The sequence below is a fragment of the Affinirhizobium straminoryzae genome (genome assembly GCF_007004135.1).
GTDB lineage: Bacteria > Pseudomonadota > Alphaproteobacteria > Rhizobiales > Rhizobiaceae > Neorhizobium > Neorhizobium straminoryzae.
Genome location: NZ_VJMG01000009.1, coordinates 37,025 through 53,465, shown reverse-complemented (window position 1 = coordinate 53,465; position 16,441 = coordinate 37,025). Strand labels below are relative to the sequence as shown.

16 protein-coding genes are annotated in these 16,441 nt (G+C 61.3%); 14 read left to right on the top strand and 2 right to left on the bottom strand.

Annotated features, from left to right (window positions below; all coding sequences use genetic code 11):
• The first annotated feature begins 108 nt into the window (after positions 1 to 108).
• The 14 genes from FNA46_RS03795 to lpxB all read left to right on the top strand — a co-directional run bounded on the left by FNA46_RS03795 (position 109) and on the right by lpxB (position 14,347).
• A complete protein-coding gene (locus tag FNA46_RS03795) occupies positions 109 to 948 on the top strand; it encodes a cell envelope integrity EipB family protein (RefSeq protein ID WP_142881017.1) in 840 nt (279 codons plus the stop codon).
• Between the two features lie 275 nt (positions 949 to 1,223).
• Complete coding sequence (gene rpsB, locus FNA46_RS03790; RefSeq protein WP_142881016.1) at positions 1,224 to 1,991, top strand: 30S ribosomal protein S2; 768 nt, start codon at positions 1,224 to 1,226, stop codon at positions 1,989 to 1,991.
• Positions 1,992 to 2,223: 232 nt separating this feature from the next.
• Positions 2,224 to 3,150, top strand: a complete 927-nt coding sequence (tsf, locus tag FNA46_RS03785; protein ID WP_142881015.1) for a translation elongation factor Ts — start codon at positions 2,224 to 2,226, stop codon at positions 3,148 to 3,150.
• A 100-nt stretch (positions 3,151 to 3,250) separates the two neighbouring features.
• Positions 3,251 to 3,976 (top strand): UMP kinase, encoded by a 726-nt coding sequence (gene pyrH / locus FNA46_RS03780; RefSeq protein ID WP_142881014.1) that lies wholly within the window; start codon positions 3,251 to 3,253, stop codon positions 3,974 to 3,976.
• Between the two features lie 49 nt (positions 3,977 to 4,025).
• Positions 4,026 to 4,586, top strand: coding sequence for a ribosome recycling factor (gene frr / locus FNA46_RS03775; RefSeq protein ID WP_142881013.1), 561 nt, complete (start codon positions 4,026 to 4,028; stop codon positions 4,584 to 4,586).
• Between the two features lie 48 nt (positions 4,587 to 4,634).
• A complete protein-coding gene (locus FNA46_RS03770) occupies positions 4,635 to 5,384 on the top strand; it encodes an isoprenyl transferase (protein ID WP_142881012.1) in 750 nt (249 codons plus the stop codon).
• Positions 5,384 to 6,217 carry a phosphatidate cytidylyltransferase gene (locus FNA46_RS03765; protein WP_142881011.1) on the top strand — a complete coding sequence of 278 codons (834 nt, stop codon included), beginning with the start codon at positions 5,384 to 5,386 and terminating at the stop codon, positions 6,215 to 6,217. The genes FNA46_RS03770 and FNA46_RS03765 overlap by 1 nt, the downstream gene beginning before the upstream one ends.
• A 24-nt stretch (positions 6,218 to 6,241) precedes the next feature.
• Positions 6,242 to 7,366, top strand: coding sequence for an RIP metalloprotease RseP (gene rseP / locus FNA46_RS03760; RefSeq protein WP_142881010.1), 1,125 nt, complete (start codon positions 6,242 to 6,244; stop codon positions 7,364 to 7,366).
• Positions 7,367 to 7,556: 190 nt separating this feature from the next.
• Entirely contained in the window at positions 7,557 to 9,878 is a 2,322-nt protein-coding gene (gene bamA / locus FNA46_RS03755; RefSeq protein ID WP_142881009.1) for an outer membrane protein assembly factor BamA, read from the top strand.
• Positions 9,879 to 9,928: 50 nt separating this feature from the next.
• On the top strand, positions 9,929 to 10,990 hold the full coding sequence (gene lpxD / locus FNA46_RS03750) for a UDP-3-O-(3-hydroxymyristoyl)glucosamine N-acyltransferase (RefSeq protein WP_142881008.1): 1,062 nt from the start codon (positions 9,929 to 9,931) through the stop codon (positions 10,988 to 10,990).
• Positions 10,983 to 11,450, top strand: a complete 468-nt coding sequence (gene fabZ, locus FNA46_RS03745; protein WP_142881007.1) for a 3-hydroxyacyl-ACP dehydratase FabZ — start codon at positions 10,983 to 10,985, stop codon at positions 11,448 to 11,450. The genes lpxD and fabZ overlap by 8 nt, the downstream gene beginning before the upstream one ends.
• Positions 11,447 to 12,262 (top strand): acyl-ACP--UDP-N-acetylglucosamine O-acyltransferase, encoded by an 816-nt coding sequence (lpxA, locus tag FNA46_RS03740; RefSeq protein ID WP_142881006.1) that lies wholly within the window; start codon positions 11,447 to 11,449, stop codon positions 12,260 to 12,262. The genes fabZ and lpxA overlap by 4 nt, the downstream gene beginning before the upstream one ends.
• 4 nt (positions 12,263 to 12,266) lie before the next feature.
• The gene (locus FNA46_RS03735) at positions 12,267 to 13,154 is read left to right on the top strand and encodes an LpxI family protein (protein WP_246102828.1); all 888 of its coding nucleotides are present in this window, start codon (positions 12,267 to 12,269) and stop codon (positions 13,152 to 13,154) included.
• Complete coding sequence (gene lpxB, locus FNA46_RS03730) at positions 13,151 to 14,347, top strand: lipid-A-disaccharide synthase (RefSeq protein WP_142881004.1); 1,197 nt, start codon at positions 13,151 to 13,153, stop codon at positions 14,345 to 14,347. The genes FNA46_RS03735 and lpxB overlap by 4 nt, the downstream gene beginning before the upstream one ends.
• Here lpxB and FNA46_RS03725 read toward each other — a convergent pair.
• Positions 14,320 to 14,703: a nuclear transport factor 2 family protein gene (locus tag FNA46_RS03725; protein ID WP_142881003.1), complete on the bottom strand. Its 384-nt coding sequence runs from the start codon at positions 14,701 to 14,703 to the stop codon at positions 14,320 to 14,322. The two genes, lpxB and FNA46_RS03725, sit on opposite strands and share 28 nt — an antisense overlap.
• A 149-nt stretch (positions 14,704 to 14,852) precedes the next feature.
• Entirely contained in the window at positions 14,853 to 16,142 is a 1,290-nt protein-coding gene (gltA, locus tag FNA46_RS03720; protein ID WP_142881002.1) for a citrate synthase, read from the bottom strand.
• Positions 16,143 to 16,441: the final 299 nt, after the last annotated feature.

The following is a 16,441-nucleotide window of genomic DNA, read 5'->3' as shown; positions in this document are numbered from 1 at the left end:
TTCTCCGCTTTGATTGTAAAATTGACTCGATTCCGTCACACATGACGCTAAGCATCACTCGATGGCGTTCTTATAACATTGCTTATCGAGTCCCATAGGAGTTTGTGGATGTTGCGACCGAGCCTTGCGACCGTCCTTCTTGCAGGCAGCACCCTTGCCGTCGTCAGCCCTGCCCTTGCGGGCATGGAGGGCGCGCGCACGCTCATCCCGCACCGGGCGGTTTATGATCTCAAGCTCAAGGATGTGTCGGAACGGTCCGGGATCGAGGGCATGTATGGCCGTATGGTCTATGAGTTCACGGGCTCTGCCTGTGCCGGCTATACCACCAATTTCCGCTTCGTAACCCGCGTCGATACCGGTGAGGACATGCGCCTGACCGATCAGCAGACGACGACCTTCGAGAACCTGAAGGCCGGCAGCTTCCGCTTCGACACCAAATCCTTCACCGATGACAAGCTGGACCGGCAGGTGACAGGCGAGGCGAGTGATCAGACGACCGGCATCAAGGTGGCGCTGGCGAAGCCCGATGCACGGCAGGTGGAACTCACACCTGCGCAGTTTCCGACGGAACACATGCTTGAAGTCATCGAGAATGCCCGGCAGGGCAAGCGCTTCTTCGAGGAGCGCCTGTTCGACGGCTCGGAGGATGGCGACCAGAGCCTCATCACCACCACGGTGATCGGCAAGCCGCAGACGCCGGCCGCCGATGACGTGGATGCAGGCAATGCCGGCGAATTCGCCAAGAAGCCCTATTGGCCGGTGACGATTGCCTATTACAACGAGGACCAGAAGACGGATTCGCTGCCGATCTATCGCATGTCCTTCAAGCTCTACGACAACGGCATCACCCGTGACCTCACGATGGATTACGGCGATTTCGTTCTCTCGGGCACCTTGTCCAAGCTGGAAGTGCTGGACAAGGGACAGCCGCAGGACAACTGCCACTGATTGCGGGCGGGGCGCCTCCGTCCCGGCTGTCGCTCGCTGCCAGTCATGGCGGTGCGTGGGCTGCCGTGTCACCTCCGGTATCCGGATAATCCGGCTCCCTGATGAAAATCAGACCGCAAAAGGCTTGCATTTCCATCACAATGCAATTATGCGCAGCCCATTCCACACGCGAGGCTTGGGGCTATCCGGGAGAAATCCGGATCGTTCCGCCGGTGGTCGGTGAGATCCGACTGTTCGTCTCGCGGGGGTTAAACCGGAAACTAGGAGAAAAAGGCATGGCATTGCCTGATTTCAGCATGCGTCAGCTTCTTGAAGCTGGCGTTCACTTCGGTCACCAGACGCATCGCTGGAACCCGAAGATGAAGCCGTACATCTTCGGCGATCGTAACAACATCCACATCATCGACCTCGCCCAGACGGTTCCGATGCTGTCGCGCGCCCTGCAGGTCATTTCCGACACGGTTGCCCGTGGCGGTCGCGTCCTGTTCGTCGGCACGAAGCGTCAGGCTTCCGAACTGATCGCCGACAGCGCCAAGCGTTCGGCCCAGTACTACGTCAACTCCCGCTGGCTCGGCGGCATGCTGACGAACTGGAAGACGATCTCGAACTCGATCCAGCGTCTGCGCAAGCTCGATGAAATCCTTGGCTCCGACGCCCAGGGCTTCACGAAGAAGGAGCGCCTGAACCTCGAGCGCGAACGCGAGAAGCTTGAAAAGGCTCTCGGCGGTATCCGCGACATGGGCGGCACCCCGGACCTGATGTTCATCATCGACACCAACAAGGAAAAGATCGCCATCGATGAAGCCAAGCGCCTGGGTATCCCGGTCGTGGCCATCATCGACTCGAACTGCGATCCGGACCTGATCGACTACCCGATCCCGGGCAACGACGATGCATCGCGCGCCATCGCGCTCTACTGCGACCTGGTTGCACGCGCTGCAATCGACGGCATCGCCCGCCAGCAGGGCGCTTCCGGCCGCGACATCGGCGCCATGGCCGAAGCCCCGATCGAGCCGGCTCTTTCCGAAGAGACCGAAGCCTGATTGGCCGGGGAGGGCGCTGTCCTCCCCTGATCTTTTCGGGGGCCGCGTAGGGTGGTCCCCGGATGCCAAGGCGTCCGACGCCGGCGAAAACGCAATTTCGCCATCAGATGCGTGATATCGCGCGGACGATCATTCATCACGCTGTCATACTTCCGGGTACATTCGTGCCCCAAACGGGCGCCGGCCCTTCCGATTCCGGCAGGCGCACCCCCTGATTGGACAAGAGGCAAACATGAGCGAAATCACAGCCGCAATGGTGAAGGAACTGCGCGAGAAGACCGGCGCAGGCATGATGGACTGCAAGAAGGCGCTCGCCGAGACCAATGGCGACATGGAAGCCGCGATCGACTGGCTGCGTGCCAAGGGCATTGCCAAGGCCGACAAGAAGTCGGGCCGCACGGCTGCCGAAGGCCTCGTCGGCATCGCCTCCGCCGGCACCAGCGCTGTCGTCGTCGAAGTGAACTCGGAAACCGACTTCGTCGCCCGTAACGATGCCTTCCAGGATCTCGTTCGTGGCGTTGCCTCGGTTGCCCTTTCCACCGACGGTACCGTTGATGCCATCAGCGCCGCCTCTTACCCGGCCACCGGCAAGCCGGTCGCCGACACCATCAAGGATGCGATCGCCACCATCGGCGAAAACATGACCCTGCGTCGCGCGGCAAAGCTTGCTGTCGAGGACGGCGTGGTCGCCACCTACGTCCACAATGCTGCTGCCGACGGTCTCGGCAAGCTTGGCGTTCTCGTTGCCCTGAAGTCCACCGGCAACAAGGAGGCGCTGAACGCCATCGGCCGTCAGGTTGCCATGCACGTCGCCGCCACCAACCCGCTCGCCGTTCGCGCCGAGGAAGTGGACGCAGCGGTTGCCGAGCGCGAGCGCAATGTCTTCATCGAGCAGTCGCGCGCGTCGGGTAAGCCGGATGCCATCATTGAAAAGATGGTTGAAGGCCGCATGCGCAAGTTCTTCGAGGAAGTGGCCCTTCTCTCGCAGGCTTTCGTCATCAACCCCGACCTGACGGTTGCTGCTGCCCTCAAGGAAGCCGAAAAGGAAATCGGCGCTCCCGTCGAGATCACCGGCATTGTTCGTCTTCTGCTCGGCGAAGGTGTCGAGAAGGAAGAAACCGATTTTGCTGCCGAAGTTGCTGCAGCCGTCAAGCATTGATTCTCATTCGAGAATTCCTGGGTAAAGAAGAAGGGCGTCGCGTGACAACGCGGCGCCCTTCGTGTATCGGGCATTCGGTGCGATCCTCGAAGGAGTTTCCATGTCATCCTCCACTCCCGTCTACAAACGTGTGCTGCTGAAAGTCTCCGGCGAGGCTTTGATGGGTAGCCAGGGCTTCGGCATCGATGTTGCCGTGGCCGACCGCATCGCATCCGACATTGCCGAGGCACGCCGCATGGGTGTGGAAGTGGGCGTCGTCGTTGGCGGCGGCAACATCTTCCGTGGCGTCGCCGTGGCCTCCAAGGGTGGCGACCGTGTCACCGGCGACCACATGGGCATGCTGGCGACCGTCATCAATGCGCTGGCGCTCGCCACCTCGCTGCGCAAGCTCGACATCGACACGGTGGTGCTGTCCGCCATCGCGATGCCGGAAATCTGCGAAAGCTTCTCGCAGCGCCAGGCGCTGCATCACATGGACCAGGGCCGCGTGGTGATCTTCGCCGGCGGCACGGGCAATCCCTTCTTCACGACGGACTCGGCGGGTGCGCTGCGCGCCGCCGAAATCGGTGCCCAGGCGATCTTCAAGGGCACGCAGGTCGACGGCATCTATTCCGCCGATCCCAAGAAGGATCCGGACGCCACCCGTTTCGAGAGGCTGACGCACAGCGAGGTCCTCGAAAAGGGACTGGCCGTGATGGATGTCGCCGCCGTGGCGCTGGCGCGCGAAAATGCCATTCCGATCATCGTCTTCTCGATCCACGAAAAGGGCGGGTTCGGACAAATCTTGACTGGCGGTGGCCTCAAGACCATCGTGACCGACAATTGAGGCAGGCCGCGTCACCTTGCGCCCCTGCAATTCCAGAATGGAGTAGAAGATGAGCGGAGCCATCGATCTCAATGACATCAAGCGTCGCATGGACGGCGCCATCACGGCCTTCAAGAACGATATCGCGTCGCTGCGCACCGGTCGCGCCTCGGCCAACGTTCTCGATCCGGTCATGGTGGAAGCCTATGGCTCGCGCGTGCCGCTGAACCAGGTGGCCAACGTGACGGTACCGGAGCCCCGCATGCTCGGCGTCTCCGTCTGGGACAAGTCCATGGTCAACGCCGTTGACCGCGGCATCCGTGAAGCCAATCTCGGCCTCAACCCGATCATCGACGGCCAGAACCTGCGCATCCCGCTGCCGGAACTGAACGAAGAGCGCCGCAAGTCGCTGGTGAAGGTTGCCCACGACTATGCCGAAAAGGCGAAGGTGGCGATCCGCCACGTGCGCCGCGACGGCATGGACGCGCTGAAGAAGGCGGAGAAGGATGGCAGCATGAGCCAGGACGACAGCCGCGTGCAGTCCGACAAGGTTCAGAAGATGACCGACGAGACGATTTCTGACGTCGATCGCTTGCTTGCGGAGAAGGAAAAGGAAATCATGCAGGTCTAATGGACCTGCCTGACGCTTTTTCCTCCAACGCGAAATAACGGATGCTCCATGGCAAGCGGTGACCTTCTCTCCCCTCCCAGACATGTCGCGATCATCATGGATGGCAACGGACGCTGGGCAAACGAAAGGGGGCTGCCGCGCACTGTCGGGCACAGCAAGGGCGTGGAGGCCGTGCGCCGCACCGTGGAGGCGGCGGCGGATTTCGGCATCGAATACCTGACGCTGTTTGCCTTCTCCTCGGAGAACTGGAGCCGGCCGGAAGAAGAGGTGTCCGTGCTGATGGGGCTTCTGCGCCGCTTCATCCGGCGCGATCTTGCCGAACTCCATCGGTCCAATGTCCGCATCCGTGTCATCGGTGAACGGGACGGTCTCCAGGGCGACATCCTGCCGCTGCTGCTGGAAGCGGAGGACACCACGCGCAACAATACCGGCCTGACTCTTGTCATTGCCTTCAATTATGGTGCGCGTGACGAGATGGTACGGGCCATGCGCCGTCTGGCGCGGGATATCGAGGCCGGGCGCATCGCGGCCGAGGATGTGACCGCGTCCGCGATCACCGAGCGTCTGGATACCGCGGGCATTCCCGACCCGGATCTCATCATCCGCACCAGCGGTGAAGAGCGGCTGTCGAACTTCCTGCTCTGGCAGGCCGCCTATTCCGAATTCGTCTTCGTGCCGGAATACTGGCCGGATTTCGACCGCGACCTGTTCCTCAAGGCGCTGCGGAGCTTTGCCAATCGTGACCGACGCTTTGGCGGCCTGTCGGCGAGCAAGGCCGCCACGGCGGTGGCGGGCTGATGTCGGTCGAACTGAGGCAGCGGATCCTGTCCGGCATCGTGATGGCGGCGGTGACGCTGGCTGCCACCTGGGTCGGCGGTCTCGCCTTCCGCGCGCTTGCGGCTCTCATCGCCGTTCTCGTCTATTACGAATGGTCGCGGATGACCCGGTTGGCGGAGCGTGATTTTCGCGGTCATGCGCTGGGCTGGCTGTCGGTTGCTGCCGTTGCGCTCAATCTGCTCATTGGAGACGAAGGTTTGGGGACGCCCATTGCGGGCGGCTTCATCGTTACTGCGATCCTGTTCATGCTGGTGCGCGGCGGCACTGCCTGGCTTCCGGGCGGCATTGCCTATGCAAGTTTCAGCGGCATTTCGCTGGCGGCGATCCGCGGCGCTGACCAGCCGGGTTTCGTGGCCATGTTGTTCGTGTTTGCCGTGGTCTGGGCGACGGACATCCTGGCGTATTTCGTCGGACGCAGGCTGAAGGGGCCGAAGCTTGCGCCGCGCATCTCGCCCGGCAAGACCTGGTCGGGCGCGATTGGCGGCACCGTTTCCGGCGTCGCTGCCGGCTGCCTTCTGTCGCTTGCCTTCTTTCCGGCGCTCTCGCCGCGCACCGTCGTCATCGCCTTTGCGCTTTCGGTGGCCAGTCAGGCGGGCGATCTTTTCGAATCTTTCATCAAGCGGCGTTTTGGCGTCAAGGACTCCAGCCATCTGATTCCCGGGCATGGTGGCGTGATGGACCGCGTGGACGGCCTCGTTTTTGCCGGTTTCGCAGCATTTCTTCTTGCAATCATGCATGCGGCATGGTCCGAAGATGGCGGAACGTCAGTGGCGGCAGTTCTGTTCGGGCTTTAGGCACCGGGAGGTTAGGGGCAAGAGATGTTGGCAACGGCAGGGTTCATCACCGGCTACATCATTCCGTTCATCCTCGTCCTGTCTCTGCTCGTCTTCGTGCATGAAATGGGCCACTACCTCGTCGGCCGCTGGAGCGGCATCCGCGTGACAGCCTTTTCCATCGGATTCGGGCCGGAGCTTTTCGGTTTTACCGATGGGCATGGTACGCGCTGGAAGCTGTCGCTCATTCCACTGGGCGGCTATGTGAAATTTTACGGTGACGAGGATGCCGCCAGCCGGCCGGGTCACGAGCGGCTTGACGCAATGACCGAGGCGGAGCGTGCCGAGACACTGGCGGGGGCTGCGCTATGGAAGCGGGCGGCGACGGTGGCTGCGGGCCCTGTCGCCAATTTCCTGCTGGCGATTGCCATCTTTGCCGTTTTGTTTGGTGTCTACGGCCGGATGATCGCCGATCCCGTGGTGTCGGAAGTGCGTCCTGATAGTGCTGCGGCCGAGGCCGGCCTGCAGCCGGGCGATCGGCTGATGGCACTCGACGGTTCGAAGATCCGCACCTTTGACGATGTGCGCCGCTATGTGAGCGTACGCCCCGAGGCGCGCATCATCGTGACGATCGAGCGCGGTGGGAAGGAGATGGACGTTCCCGTCGTTCCGCGCCGTTCGGAGATTACCGATCAGTTCGGCAACAAGATCGAGATGGGCCTGATCGGGATCGTCACGAACGAGCAGAGCGGCAATTTCCGTCATGTGACCTATACACCGGTTCAGGCGGTGCATCAGGGCGTCATCGAGACCGGCCAGATCATCTCCGGGACCTTCCGCTATATCGGCAATCTGGTGACGGGGCGCATGAAGGCAGACCAGTTGGGCGGCCCTGTCCGGGTTGCTCAGGCCTCGGGACAGATGGCGACGCTCGGCATTGCCGCCGTGATACAGCTTGCCGCGGTGCTCTCGGTTTCCATTGGATTGCTCAACCTGATGCCTGTTCCGGTGCTGGACGGCGGTCATCTTCTGTTTTATGCCATTGAAGCCGTGAGGGGAAAGCCGTTGGGAGCAGGGGCGCAGGAGGTTGCCTTCCGCATCGGTCTGGCGATGGTTCTGAGCCTCATGGTCTTTGCCACGTGGAACGACATCAGCAATCTGATCGGCTGAAGAAGTTTCTTGTAAACCAATTGTTTACCTTAATTTCAGGTGTTCGTGGCGATTGGGTCACGCCTTGGAAGGAAGTAAACAGAAATTAACGGGATGCCTTGCTTGTAGGGTAAAAGCAGGTAAAACGACACACGTGGCCGGAGTCGGGCCTGGCTCGCCGAGGGACAACGGGAAAAGGTAAGTATTGAAAATGAAAGCTGGTTCAAAGTTTTTGAACGCAGTATCGGCGTTTGCGCTGTCTGCTGGTGTTGTCGCGTCTGGGGCCGGTGCTGTCGTTGTTGCTTCTGCTCTTTCCGCCGAGGCTGCCGTCATCCAGAAAATCGATGTTCGTGGCGCCCAGCGCGCAGGGGCGGCTGCCGTCCGCTCCAATCTTACCATTCGTCCCGGGGTGAATTTCTCGAATTCCGACATCGATGAGTCGGTCAAGCGCCTCTATGCGACCGGCTTCTTCTCGGATGTGAAGATCGCCGTGTCTGGCTCTACGCTTGTCGTGACCGTCAACGAAAGCCAGCTCGTCAACCAGGTCGTGTTCAACGGCAACCGCAAGATCAAGGACGACAAGCTTCAGTCTACGGTCAACACCCAGCCGCTCGGTCCTTACAGCGAAGCCATGGTGAAGGCCGATATCGAGCGTATCCGTGAGGCCTACAAGCAGATCGGCCGCAGCGATGTGCAGATTACGACGCAGACCGTGCCGGTGGGGCAGGGGCGCGTGAACCTCGCTTTCGTGATCAACGAAGGCGACCGCACCAAGATTTCCGACATCAAGTTCATCGGCAACAGCGCCTACAGCAGCAGCCGTCTGCATGACGTGCTGGTGACCAAGGAAAGCGGCCCGCTCTCTTTCCTGACCCGCAAGGACGTCTACACCGAAGACAAGATGAAGGCGGATGAAGAGGCGCTTCGCAAGTTCTATTATGACCATGGCTATCCGGACTTCCGCATCGTCTCCTCCGATGCCGTGCTGAACGAAGCCAAGAACGAATACACGCTGACCTTCACCGTCGAGGAAGGTGCGCGCTACCGCTTCGGCAACGTGACTGTCGACTCCACCGTTCAGGGTCTCGATGCATCCGCTCTGAAGAACGTGGTTCAGACCAATGCGGGCGATGTCTACAAGGCAAGCGACGTCCAGAAGTCGATCGAGGCAATCCAGAAGAAGGTTGCCGAAGCCGGCTACCCGTTTGCTCGCGTCACACCGCGTGGCGATCGCAACTTCCAGACCAACACGATCGGTCTGTCCTATCTGGTGGATCAGGGTGAGCGCGCCTATGTCGAGCGCATCGACATTCGCGGCAACACCCGTACGCGTGACTATGTCATCCGTCGCGAGTTTGATATGAGCGAAGGCGATGCCTTCAACCAGCTGATGATCACGCGCGCCAAGCGTCGCCTGGAAGCTCTGGGCTATTTCTCGAAGGTCAACATCACCACGCAGCAGGGTTCGGCACCCGACCGTGTCGTGATCGTTGTGGACGTCGAGGACCAGTCGACGGGCGCCTTCGGTATCGGTGTCGGTTATGCGGCCAATGACGGTGTCGTTCTCGAAGCCTCCATTGAGGAAAAGAACTTCCTGGGTCGTGGCCAGTACATCCGTGTGGCTGCTGGTGGCGGTCTGAACGACTCCCGCACCTACTCGCTGAATTTCACCGAGCCATATTTCCTCGGCTATCGTCTGGCGGCTGGTTTCGACGTCTTCAAGAACCAGACCTCGTCGAACGACTATTATGACTACAACGAGCAGGGCTTCACCCTGCGCGTCACGGCGCCGATCACCGAAACGCTGGCGACGACGTTCCGCTACACCTACAAGGAAATCAACTACGACGGCACGAATGACTGGCAGACAAACCTGTCACAGCCGTTCCAGGATCTTGTCCGTGGCGGCGACTATGTCCAGTCGTCCATTTCGCAGACGCTGACCTACAACACGCTGGACAGCATGACCCTGCCGCGCGAAGGCATCTACGCGTCGGTCACGCAGGAATATGCCGGCCTCGGTGGCGATTCGCAGTTCTACAAGATTTCCGGTCGCGCCCGTTATTTCCAGCTGCTGTCGGATGAACTCGACATGATCGGTCAGATCGCCGTTGGTGCGGGTCATGTGGTTGCTACCGGTGATCATCTGAACGTCTTTGACCAGTTCACCTTTGGTGGTCGTCAGGTTCGCGGCTTCAAGAATGATGGTATCGGTCCGCGCGCTGGCAGCGATGCGATCGGTGGTACGACATACTTCAACGCGTCGGCCGAAGTCTCCGTGCCGATGCCGGCCCTGCCGCAGGATGCCGGTCTGCGTGCCAACTTCTTTGCCGATGCCGGTACGCTCTATGGCAATGACGTTCCTGTCGCCAGCGGGCTTCAGTCGGATAACTCCATCCGCGCTTCGGTCGGTATGGGCGTTACCTGGGCCTCGCCGTTTGGCGCGTTGCGCTTCGACTATGCCGTCCCTGTCGCGAAGGAAGATTACGACAGGGAACAGCGTTTCCGCTTCAGCATGGCCAACCAGTTCTGATATCTGGCGTCCAGAACGCGAACTGGAAAACTGTTCTGGAGCTCAGGGCAATGGACAACAACGACTTCTTTCCGCCGCATGATGGCGTGAGCCTTCGTGAGCTGGCTTCGTATCTTGGGGCGGAATTGCTGGATGAAACGAAGGCGGAGCGTCTGGTGCGCTCCGTTTCGCCAGTTTCGCGGGCGGGCGAAGGGGATGTTTGCTACATTCTCTCGCGTAAATTTCGAGACGAACTCGAGACCTGCAATGCCACAGCGATTCTTTGTGAGCCGGCACTTCAGCCTCTGATCCCCAGTCATATCGCCATCTTGTCCACGCCGAAGCCGCATACGGCCTTTGCGCGTGCCGGCGCGTTTCTGCATCCAAAGGCGATGCGGGTTGTTCCGACGGTCTCTGGCGAGGGCATTTCGCCGGCAGCCTATGTCGACCCGACTGCCCGGCTGGAAGCCGGCGTCACGGTTGAGCCGATGGCGGTCATTGGCGCGCATGCGGAAATCGGGTCCGGAACGCGCATCGGTGCAGGTGCGGTTATCGGTGCGGACGTCAAGATCGGTCGCAACTGCTGTGTTGCGCCGACGGCGTCTGTCATGTGTGCGCTCATCGGCAATGGCGTGATCATTCACAATGGCGCGCGCATTGGCCAGGATGGCTTCGGCTTTGCGCCTGGTCCCGCCGGCATGCTGAAAATGGTGCAGATCGGCCGGGTTATCATTCAGGATAATGTCGAAATCGGCGCGAACACGACGATCGACCGCGGCGCGATGGACGATACGGTCATCGGCGAAGGTACCAAAATCGACAATCAGGTTCAGGTCGGCCACAATGTTAGGATCGGCCGGCATTGCGCTTTTGCCAGCGGTGTTGGTATAGCGGGCTCGACGCGTATCGGCGATGGCGTGCAGATCGGCGGTGCAACCGGCGTCAATGGCCATATCACCATCGGCAATGGCGCACAGATCGGTGCAGCGGCTGCCGTGATCGGATCTGTGCCGGCAGGCGCCCGTTTTGGTGGCCACCCGGCCCGGCCCATGCAGGATTACCTGCGCGATATGGCAGAGGTGCTTGCGCGGTCTGACGAACGGTCGAAGAAAAGAGGAAAAAGGAATGGCTGAGCAGGAAAAGGCAACGCTCGACTCCGTCGATATTCAGGAGATCATGAAGCTTCTGCCGCATCGGTATCCCTTCCTGCTGGTTGATCGCATCATCGAGATCAACGGCGACGAGAGTGCCATTGGTGTGAAGAATGTCAGCGCCAACGAACCGCATTTCACCGGGCATTTTCCGGAGCGGCCGATCATGCCGGGTGTACTGCTCGTCGAGGGGATGGCGCAGACCGCAGGTGCCATCTGCGCACGAAAGCAGGGTGAAACCGGCAATCTCGTCTACTTCATGACCATCGACAATGCGCGCTTCCGCCGTCCGGTCGTGCCGGGTGATCGTGTGGAATATCATGTCGCCAAGCTGAAGCAGCGCGGCAATATCTGGAAGTTCCACTGCGATGCCAAGGTGGATGGTGTTCTCGTCGCGGAGGCCGATATCGGCGCCATGATCCGCACGAAGGACGATGCATGAGCACGATTGCCGCCAGCGCCCGAATCCATCCGCATGCCGTCGTGGAAGACGGCGCCGTCATTGGCGAGAACGTTGTCATCGGGCCGTTCTGCCGGATCGGCCCGCGTGTCGTCCTGCATGATGATGTCGAGGTCGTTTCGAATGCGGTCGTCACGGGTCTGACCGAGGTCGGCAAGGGCTCGCGCATTTTTCCGATGGCAGTGATCGGGGGCGTATCCCAGAGCCTTCATGAGGCCGGCGAGGATTCGCGTCTGGTGATTGGCGCGCGCTGCACCATGCGCGAAGGCGTCACGATGAACACCGGAACGGTCGGCGGCGGCGGCATCACCAGTGTTGGTGATGACTGCCTCTTCCTCGCCAATTCGCATGTGGCGCATGATTGCCACCTGGGCAATGGCATCATCCTGTCCAACAACGTCATGCTGGCCGGCCATGTGCAGGTGGCGGATCGCGCGATCCTCAGCGGTGGCTGCGCCGTGCATCAGTTCAGCCGCATCGGCCGTCAGGCCTTCATCGGCGGCCTGTCTGCCGTCAATTACGACGTCATTCCCTATGGCATGCTGAACGGCAATCCGGGTCTGCTGGGGGGGCTGAATGTCGTCGGCATGACCCGTGCCGGGATCGACCGTGCCGTCATCCATCAGGTGCGCAAGGCCTACAAGGCGATCTTTGACGGCGAGGGCGCCATTCGCCCGAAGGCGGCTGCGATCCGCGATGAATTTCTCGACTGCCCGGAAGCGCTTGAGGTCATCGACTTCATCCTGGCCGACAGCGACCGGGCGATTTCTTCGCCCTATCGCGGCAAGGCGTAAGGCCGTGGCGTCCGCTCCCGTTCGCGACCGGACGGGACGTCTGGCGATCATTGCTGGCCATGGCTTCCTGCCTCTGCATGTGGCGGAAGCCGCCCGTGCGGCAGGCGATGAGCCCTTTGTCATCTGCCTTGAGGATGAGGCGGATCGCGATTTTTCCGCCTTCGATCATGCTGTGGCCGGCGTGGGCGACCAGGTGCGTATCGAAAGGCTGTTGCGCGAGCGAGGGGTCAAGCGTGTCGTGATGTCCGGCGGGGTGCGGCGGCGTCCTGAACTGCGCCAGATTCGCCCGACGGTTTCGACCCTCCTCAAAATGCCGCAGGCCTTGAAGACCCTGCTTGCTGGCGGGGATGACGCGGTGCTTCGCATGGTCATCAGCCTGTTCGAAGGCATGGGTTGCCGGGTGGTCGGGGTCCATGAAATTCTGCCCGGCCTGCTGGCCGATACCGGCACGCTCGGCCGCCACACGCCGACCGCCGAGGACCGTCGCGATATTGCGCGCGGTGCAGAGGCTGCAAGGCTTCTCGGCCAGCTCGATGTAGGACAGGGCGCCGTCAGCGTTGGCGGACGCATCGTTGCCCTGGAGGGCGTGGAAGGGACCGATGCCATGGTGCATCGCGTTGGCGAACTCCGTGCCTCGGGTCGCGTGTCGCGGCGCCGACGCGGCGCCCTTGTCAAGCTCTGCAAGCCGCAACAGGACATGCGGGCCGATTTGCCGACGATTGGCCCCTCCACCATCACCGCCATCGTATCGGCGGGTCTCGGGGGCATTGCCGTGGAAGCTGGCCGGGCTCTGATCGTGGAGCGCGAAACCATGTTGAAGGCCGCCGATGATGCTGGTGTTTTCGTCTGCGGCATCGACGCGGGATTGCCGTCGCTGGGCATCGGATCATGAGCGAACGGGTGCTGAAAATCGGTGTCATTGCCGGTGAAGTTTCCGGCGATCTGCTGGGCGGAGATCTCGTTGCGCATCTGAAGCGTCGCTGGCCGGGTTCTGTTGAACTCATCGGCGTCGGGGGGGACGCATTGGAAGCCGAGGGGTTGGATTCGCTGTTCGACTTTTCGGAGCTTTCCATCATGGGCCTGACCCAGGTGCTGAAGCGCCTGCCGCAGTTGATGCGGCGCATCCGTCAGACGGCAGATGCGATCATTGCGGCACGGCCCGATGTGCTGATCATCATCGACAGCCCGGATTTCACCCATCGTGTGGCCCGGCGCGTACGCAAGGCGCTGCCGGACCTGCCTGTCGTTGATTATGTGTGCCCGAGCGTCTGGGCCTGGAAGGAGCACCGGGCAACCGAGATGCTCGCCTATGTCGATCAGGTGCTGGCTGTTCTGCCTTTCGAACCGGAGGCTATGCAGCGACTCGGCGGCCCGAAGACGGACTTCATCGGTCACCGTCTGACGGCGGATCCGGATGTCCTCAGGGTCCGCGCAGCGCGTGCCGGGCGCGGACTTCCCGGGGACGAGGGCATCAAGACGATCATCATCCTGCCGGGATCGCGGTCCACAGAGATCAAAATCCTGATGCCGGCCCTTGAGGAAACGGTGCGACTGCTGTCCGAGCGCAATGATGGCCGCGTGCGGTTTCTGTTGCCCACCGTGCCGCGGCAGGAAGCGTTGGTGCGCAGCCTGACCGCCGACTGGATCGTCAGGCCCGAGATCACGGTGGGCGCCGAGAGCAAGTGGCGTGCCTTTGCAGACGGCGACATGGCGATCGCAGCTTCCGGCACGGTGACCTTGGAACTGGCGCTCTGCGGCGTGCCGACCGTCTCCATCTACAAGGTCGACTGGCTGATGAAGTTCATGCTGTCTCGCATCCGGATCTGGTCCGCCTCGCTGCCGAACCTGATTGCCGACCAGCCGGTCCTGCCCGAACATATCAACGATCTCGTCCGGCCCGGCTATCTCGCACGTTGGGCGGAATGCCTGTGTGCGGACACGCCACAGCGTCACGCCATGCTGCAGGGCTTTAATACCGTCTGGCAGCGGCTGGCAACGGCGGTTGCACCCGGAGAAGCCGGGGCCGGGCTGGTCCTTGCGCTGCTTGACCGCCGTGCTCACGCGGATGGCACGATAGTTCCCTGATGAAAGATCATCTGCCAGCGGCCATCTCTGAAGGCCCATATGGAACTGCGCAGCGTTTCGCGAATGCTGCCCGTCCATGATCCCGTGCGCCGGGCACGATAGGTGATGAGCACGACCTCGCCCGCCAGCTCCTTCACGACATAGTCCAACGTCTCGAGGCGTTCATCAGGGACGGATGGTGTTTCCGCTGCAAGGGCCGCGACCGTCGTCTGCCGGTCGAAGATACGCCCGGAGCTTCCGAACTCGATGAAATCCTCCGCCAGAAGATGGGTCACCCGATCTTGTGCAGTGCGGATGGCGGGTTGGTGCAGGCACTGTTCCAGTGCAATGATTGTCTCGGCCGTTTGCCGGTTCATGGGCAGCTCTTCCCGTTGTGGCAGCGTCCCGTTCGTCCCAGTCAAGGGCCGTCGCGCGATCGCAACCGCAGTCACTGTCGCAGAAGCAGGGTATAAAAAAAGCCCGCGATGATGGTCGCGGGCCGTGTTGTTACTGTCTGTGAGCCGGCTTAGCGCTTGGAGACCGGTACGTAGTCGCGCTGGGCAGCACCGGTGTAGAGCTGGCGCGGGCGGCCGATGCGCTGCTGCGGATCTTCGATCATTTCGGCCCACTGCGCGATCCAGCCGACGGTGCGGGCAAGCGCGAACAGCACGGTGAACATGGTGGTGGGGAAGCCCATCGCCTTCAGCGTGATGCCGGAATAGAAGTCGATATTCGGATAGAGCTTCTTTTCGATGAAGTAGTCGTCCGTCAGCGCGATCTTTTCCAGCTCCATGGCGACCTGCAGCAGCGGATCGTCCTTGTGGCCGAGTTCGCCCAGAACCTCATGCGTGGTCTTCTGCATGATCTTGGCGCGCGGATCATAGTTCTTGTAGACGCGGTGACCGAAGCCCATCAGGCGGAACGGGTCATTCTTGTCCTTGGCGCGGGCAATGTATTCCGGAATGCGGTCCGGCGTGCCGATTTCCATCAGCATGTTGAGTGCCGCTTCGTTGGCGCCGCCATGTGCCGGGCCCCAGAGGCAGGCAATGCCAGCCGCGATGCAGGCGAACGGGTTGGCGCCCGAGGAGCCGGCAAGGCGAACGGTCGAGGTGGAGGCGTTCTGCTCGTGATCTGCGTGCAGGATGAAGATGCGGTCCATGGCGCGCGCCAGAACCGGATTGACCTGATATTCCTCGCAGGGAACGGCAAAGCACATGCGCAGGAAGTTCGACGCATAGTCGAGGTCGTTCTTCGGGTAAACGAAGGGCTGGCCGATGTGGTACTTGTAGGCCATGGCGGCGATCGTCGGCATCTTGGCGATCATGCGCAGCGAAGCGACCATGCGCTGGTGCGGATCGGTGATGTCGGTGGAATCGTGATAGAAGGCGGAGAGCGCGCCGACCGTGCCAACCATGACGGCCATCGGATGGGCGTCGCGGCGGAAGCCGGTGAAGAAGCGGCTCATCTGCTCATGCACCATGGTGTGGTGCGTTACGCGGTAGTCGAAGTCCTTCTTCTGCGCAGCCGTCGGCAGTTCGCCGTAGAGCAGCAGGTAGCAGGTTTCCAGGAAGTCGCCATGCTCCGCCAACTGTTCGATCGGATAGCCGCGATGCAGGAGGACGCCCTCGTCGCCGTCGATGAAGGTGATCTTGGATTCGCAGGCCGCGGTCGAGGTGAAACCGGGGTCATAGGTGAAGGCGCCGGTCTGCTTGTAGAGCGCGCCGATGTCGATCACGTCAGGCCCGATCGTGCCCTTCTTGACCGGAAGGTCAACCTTCTTCTCTCCCAATCCAAGATGTGCGCTTGTGTCCGTCATACTGATCCTCCGATGGGCGGAAAGGCGCTGAAAGCGCCAGATGAGTGAAGCCTCTGAAAGTAGCTATATGATCTAACGCGTGCTGCCAAGCACTTGCCGCGGGTAATTGTGCACCGCGAAATCCGTAACTTCACCCGGGTTTTCGGGTTCCCGCGAAGCGCTTTGGCGGGTTCTCTGCGTTTCAATCGATCCAATTGAGGCTGGCCCTGTTCTGCCGCAGAAAGCGGCAATTGACCGCCGCAGCTAAACAGGTTCAGGTTGTATTTCTGTTAAGGGCGGGCGCCATTCTGCGGAGGGTG

Coding starts and splice junctions, on each gene's coding strand:
- FNA46_RS03795 (WP_142881017.1), top strand. CDS start 109: ATGTTGCGACCGAGCCTTGCGACCGTCCTTCTTGCAGGCAGCACCCTT.
- rpsB (WP_142881016.1), top strand. CDS start 1,224: ATGGCATTGCCTGATTTCAGCATGCGTCAGCTTCTTGAAGCTGGCGTT.
- tsf (WP_142881015.1), top strand. CDS start 2,224: ATGAGCGAAATCACAGCCGCAATGGTGAAGGAACTGCGCGAGAAGACC.
- pyrH (WP_142881014.1), top strand. CDS start 3,251: ATGTCATCCTCCACTCCCGTCTACAAACGTGTGCTGCTGAAAGTCTCC.
- frr (WP_142881013.1), top strand. CDS start 4,026: ATGAGCGGAGCCATCGATCTCAATGACATCAAGCGTCGCATGGACGGC.
- FNA46_RS03770 (WP_142881012.1), top strand. CDS start 4,635: ATGGCAAGCGGTGACCTTCTCTCCCCTCCCAGACATGTCGCGATCATC.
- FNA46_RS03765 (WP_142881011.1), top strand. CDS start 5,384: ATGTCGGTCGAACTGAGGCAGCGGATCCTGTCCGGCATCGTGATGGCG.
- rseP (WP_142881010.1), top strand. CDS start 6,242: ATGTTGGCAACGGCAGGGTTCATCACCGGCTACATCATTCCGTTCATC.
- bamA (WP_142881009.1), top strand. CDS start 7,557: ATGAAAGCTGGTTCAAAGTTTTTGAACGCAGTATCGGCGTTTGCGCTG.
- lpxD (WP_142881008.1), top strand. CDS start 9,929: ATGGACAACAACGACTTCTTTCCGCCGCATGATGGCGTGAGCCTTCGT.
- fabZ (WP_142881007.1), top strand. CDS start 10,983: ATGGCTGAGCAGGAAAAGGCAACGCTCGACTCCGTCGATATTCAGGAG.
- lpxA (WP_142881006.1), top strand. CDS start 11,447: ATGAGCACGATTGCCGCCAGCGCCCGAATCCATCCGCATGCCGTCGTG.
- lpxB (WP_142881004.1), top strand. CDS start 13,151: ATGAGCGAACGGGTGCTGAAAATCGGTGTCATTGCCGGTGAAGTTTCC.
- FNA46_RS03725 (WP_142881003.1), bottom strand. CDS start 14,703: ATGAACCGGCAAACGGCCGAGACAATCATTGCACTGGAACAGTGCCTG.
- gltA (WP_142881002.1), bottom strand. CDS start 16,142: ATGACGGACACAAGCGCACATCTTGGATTGGGAGAGAAGAAGGTTGAC.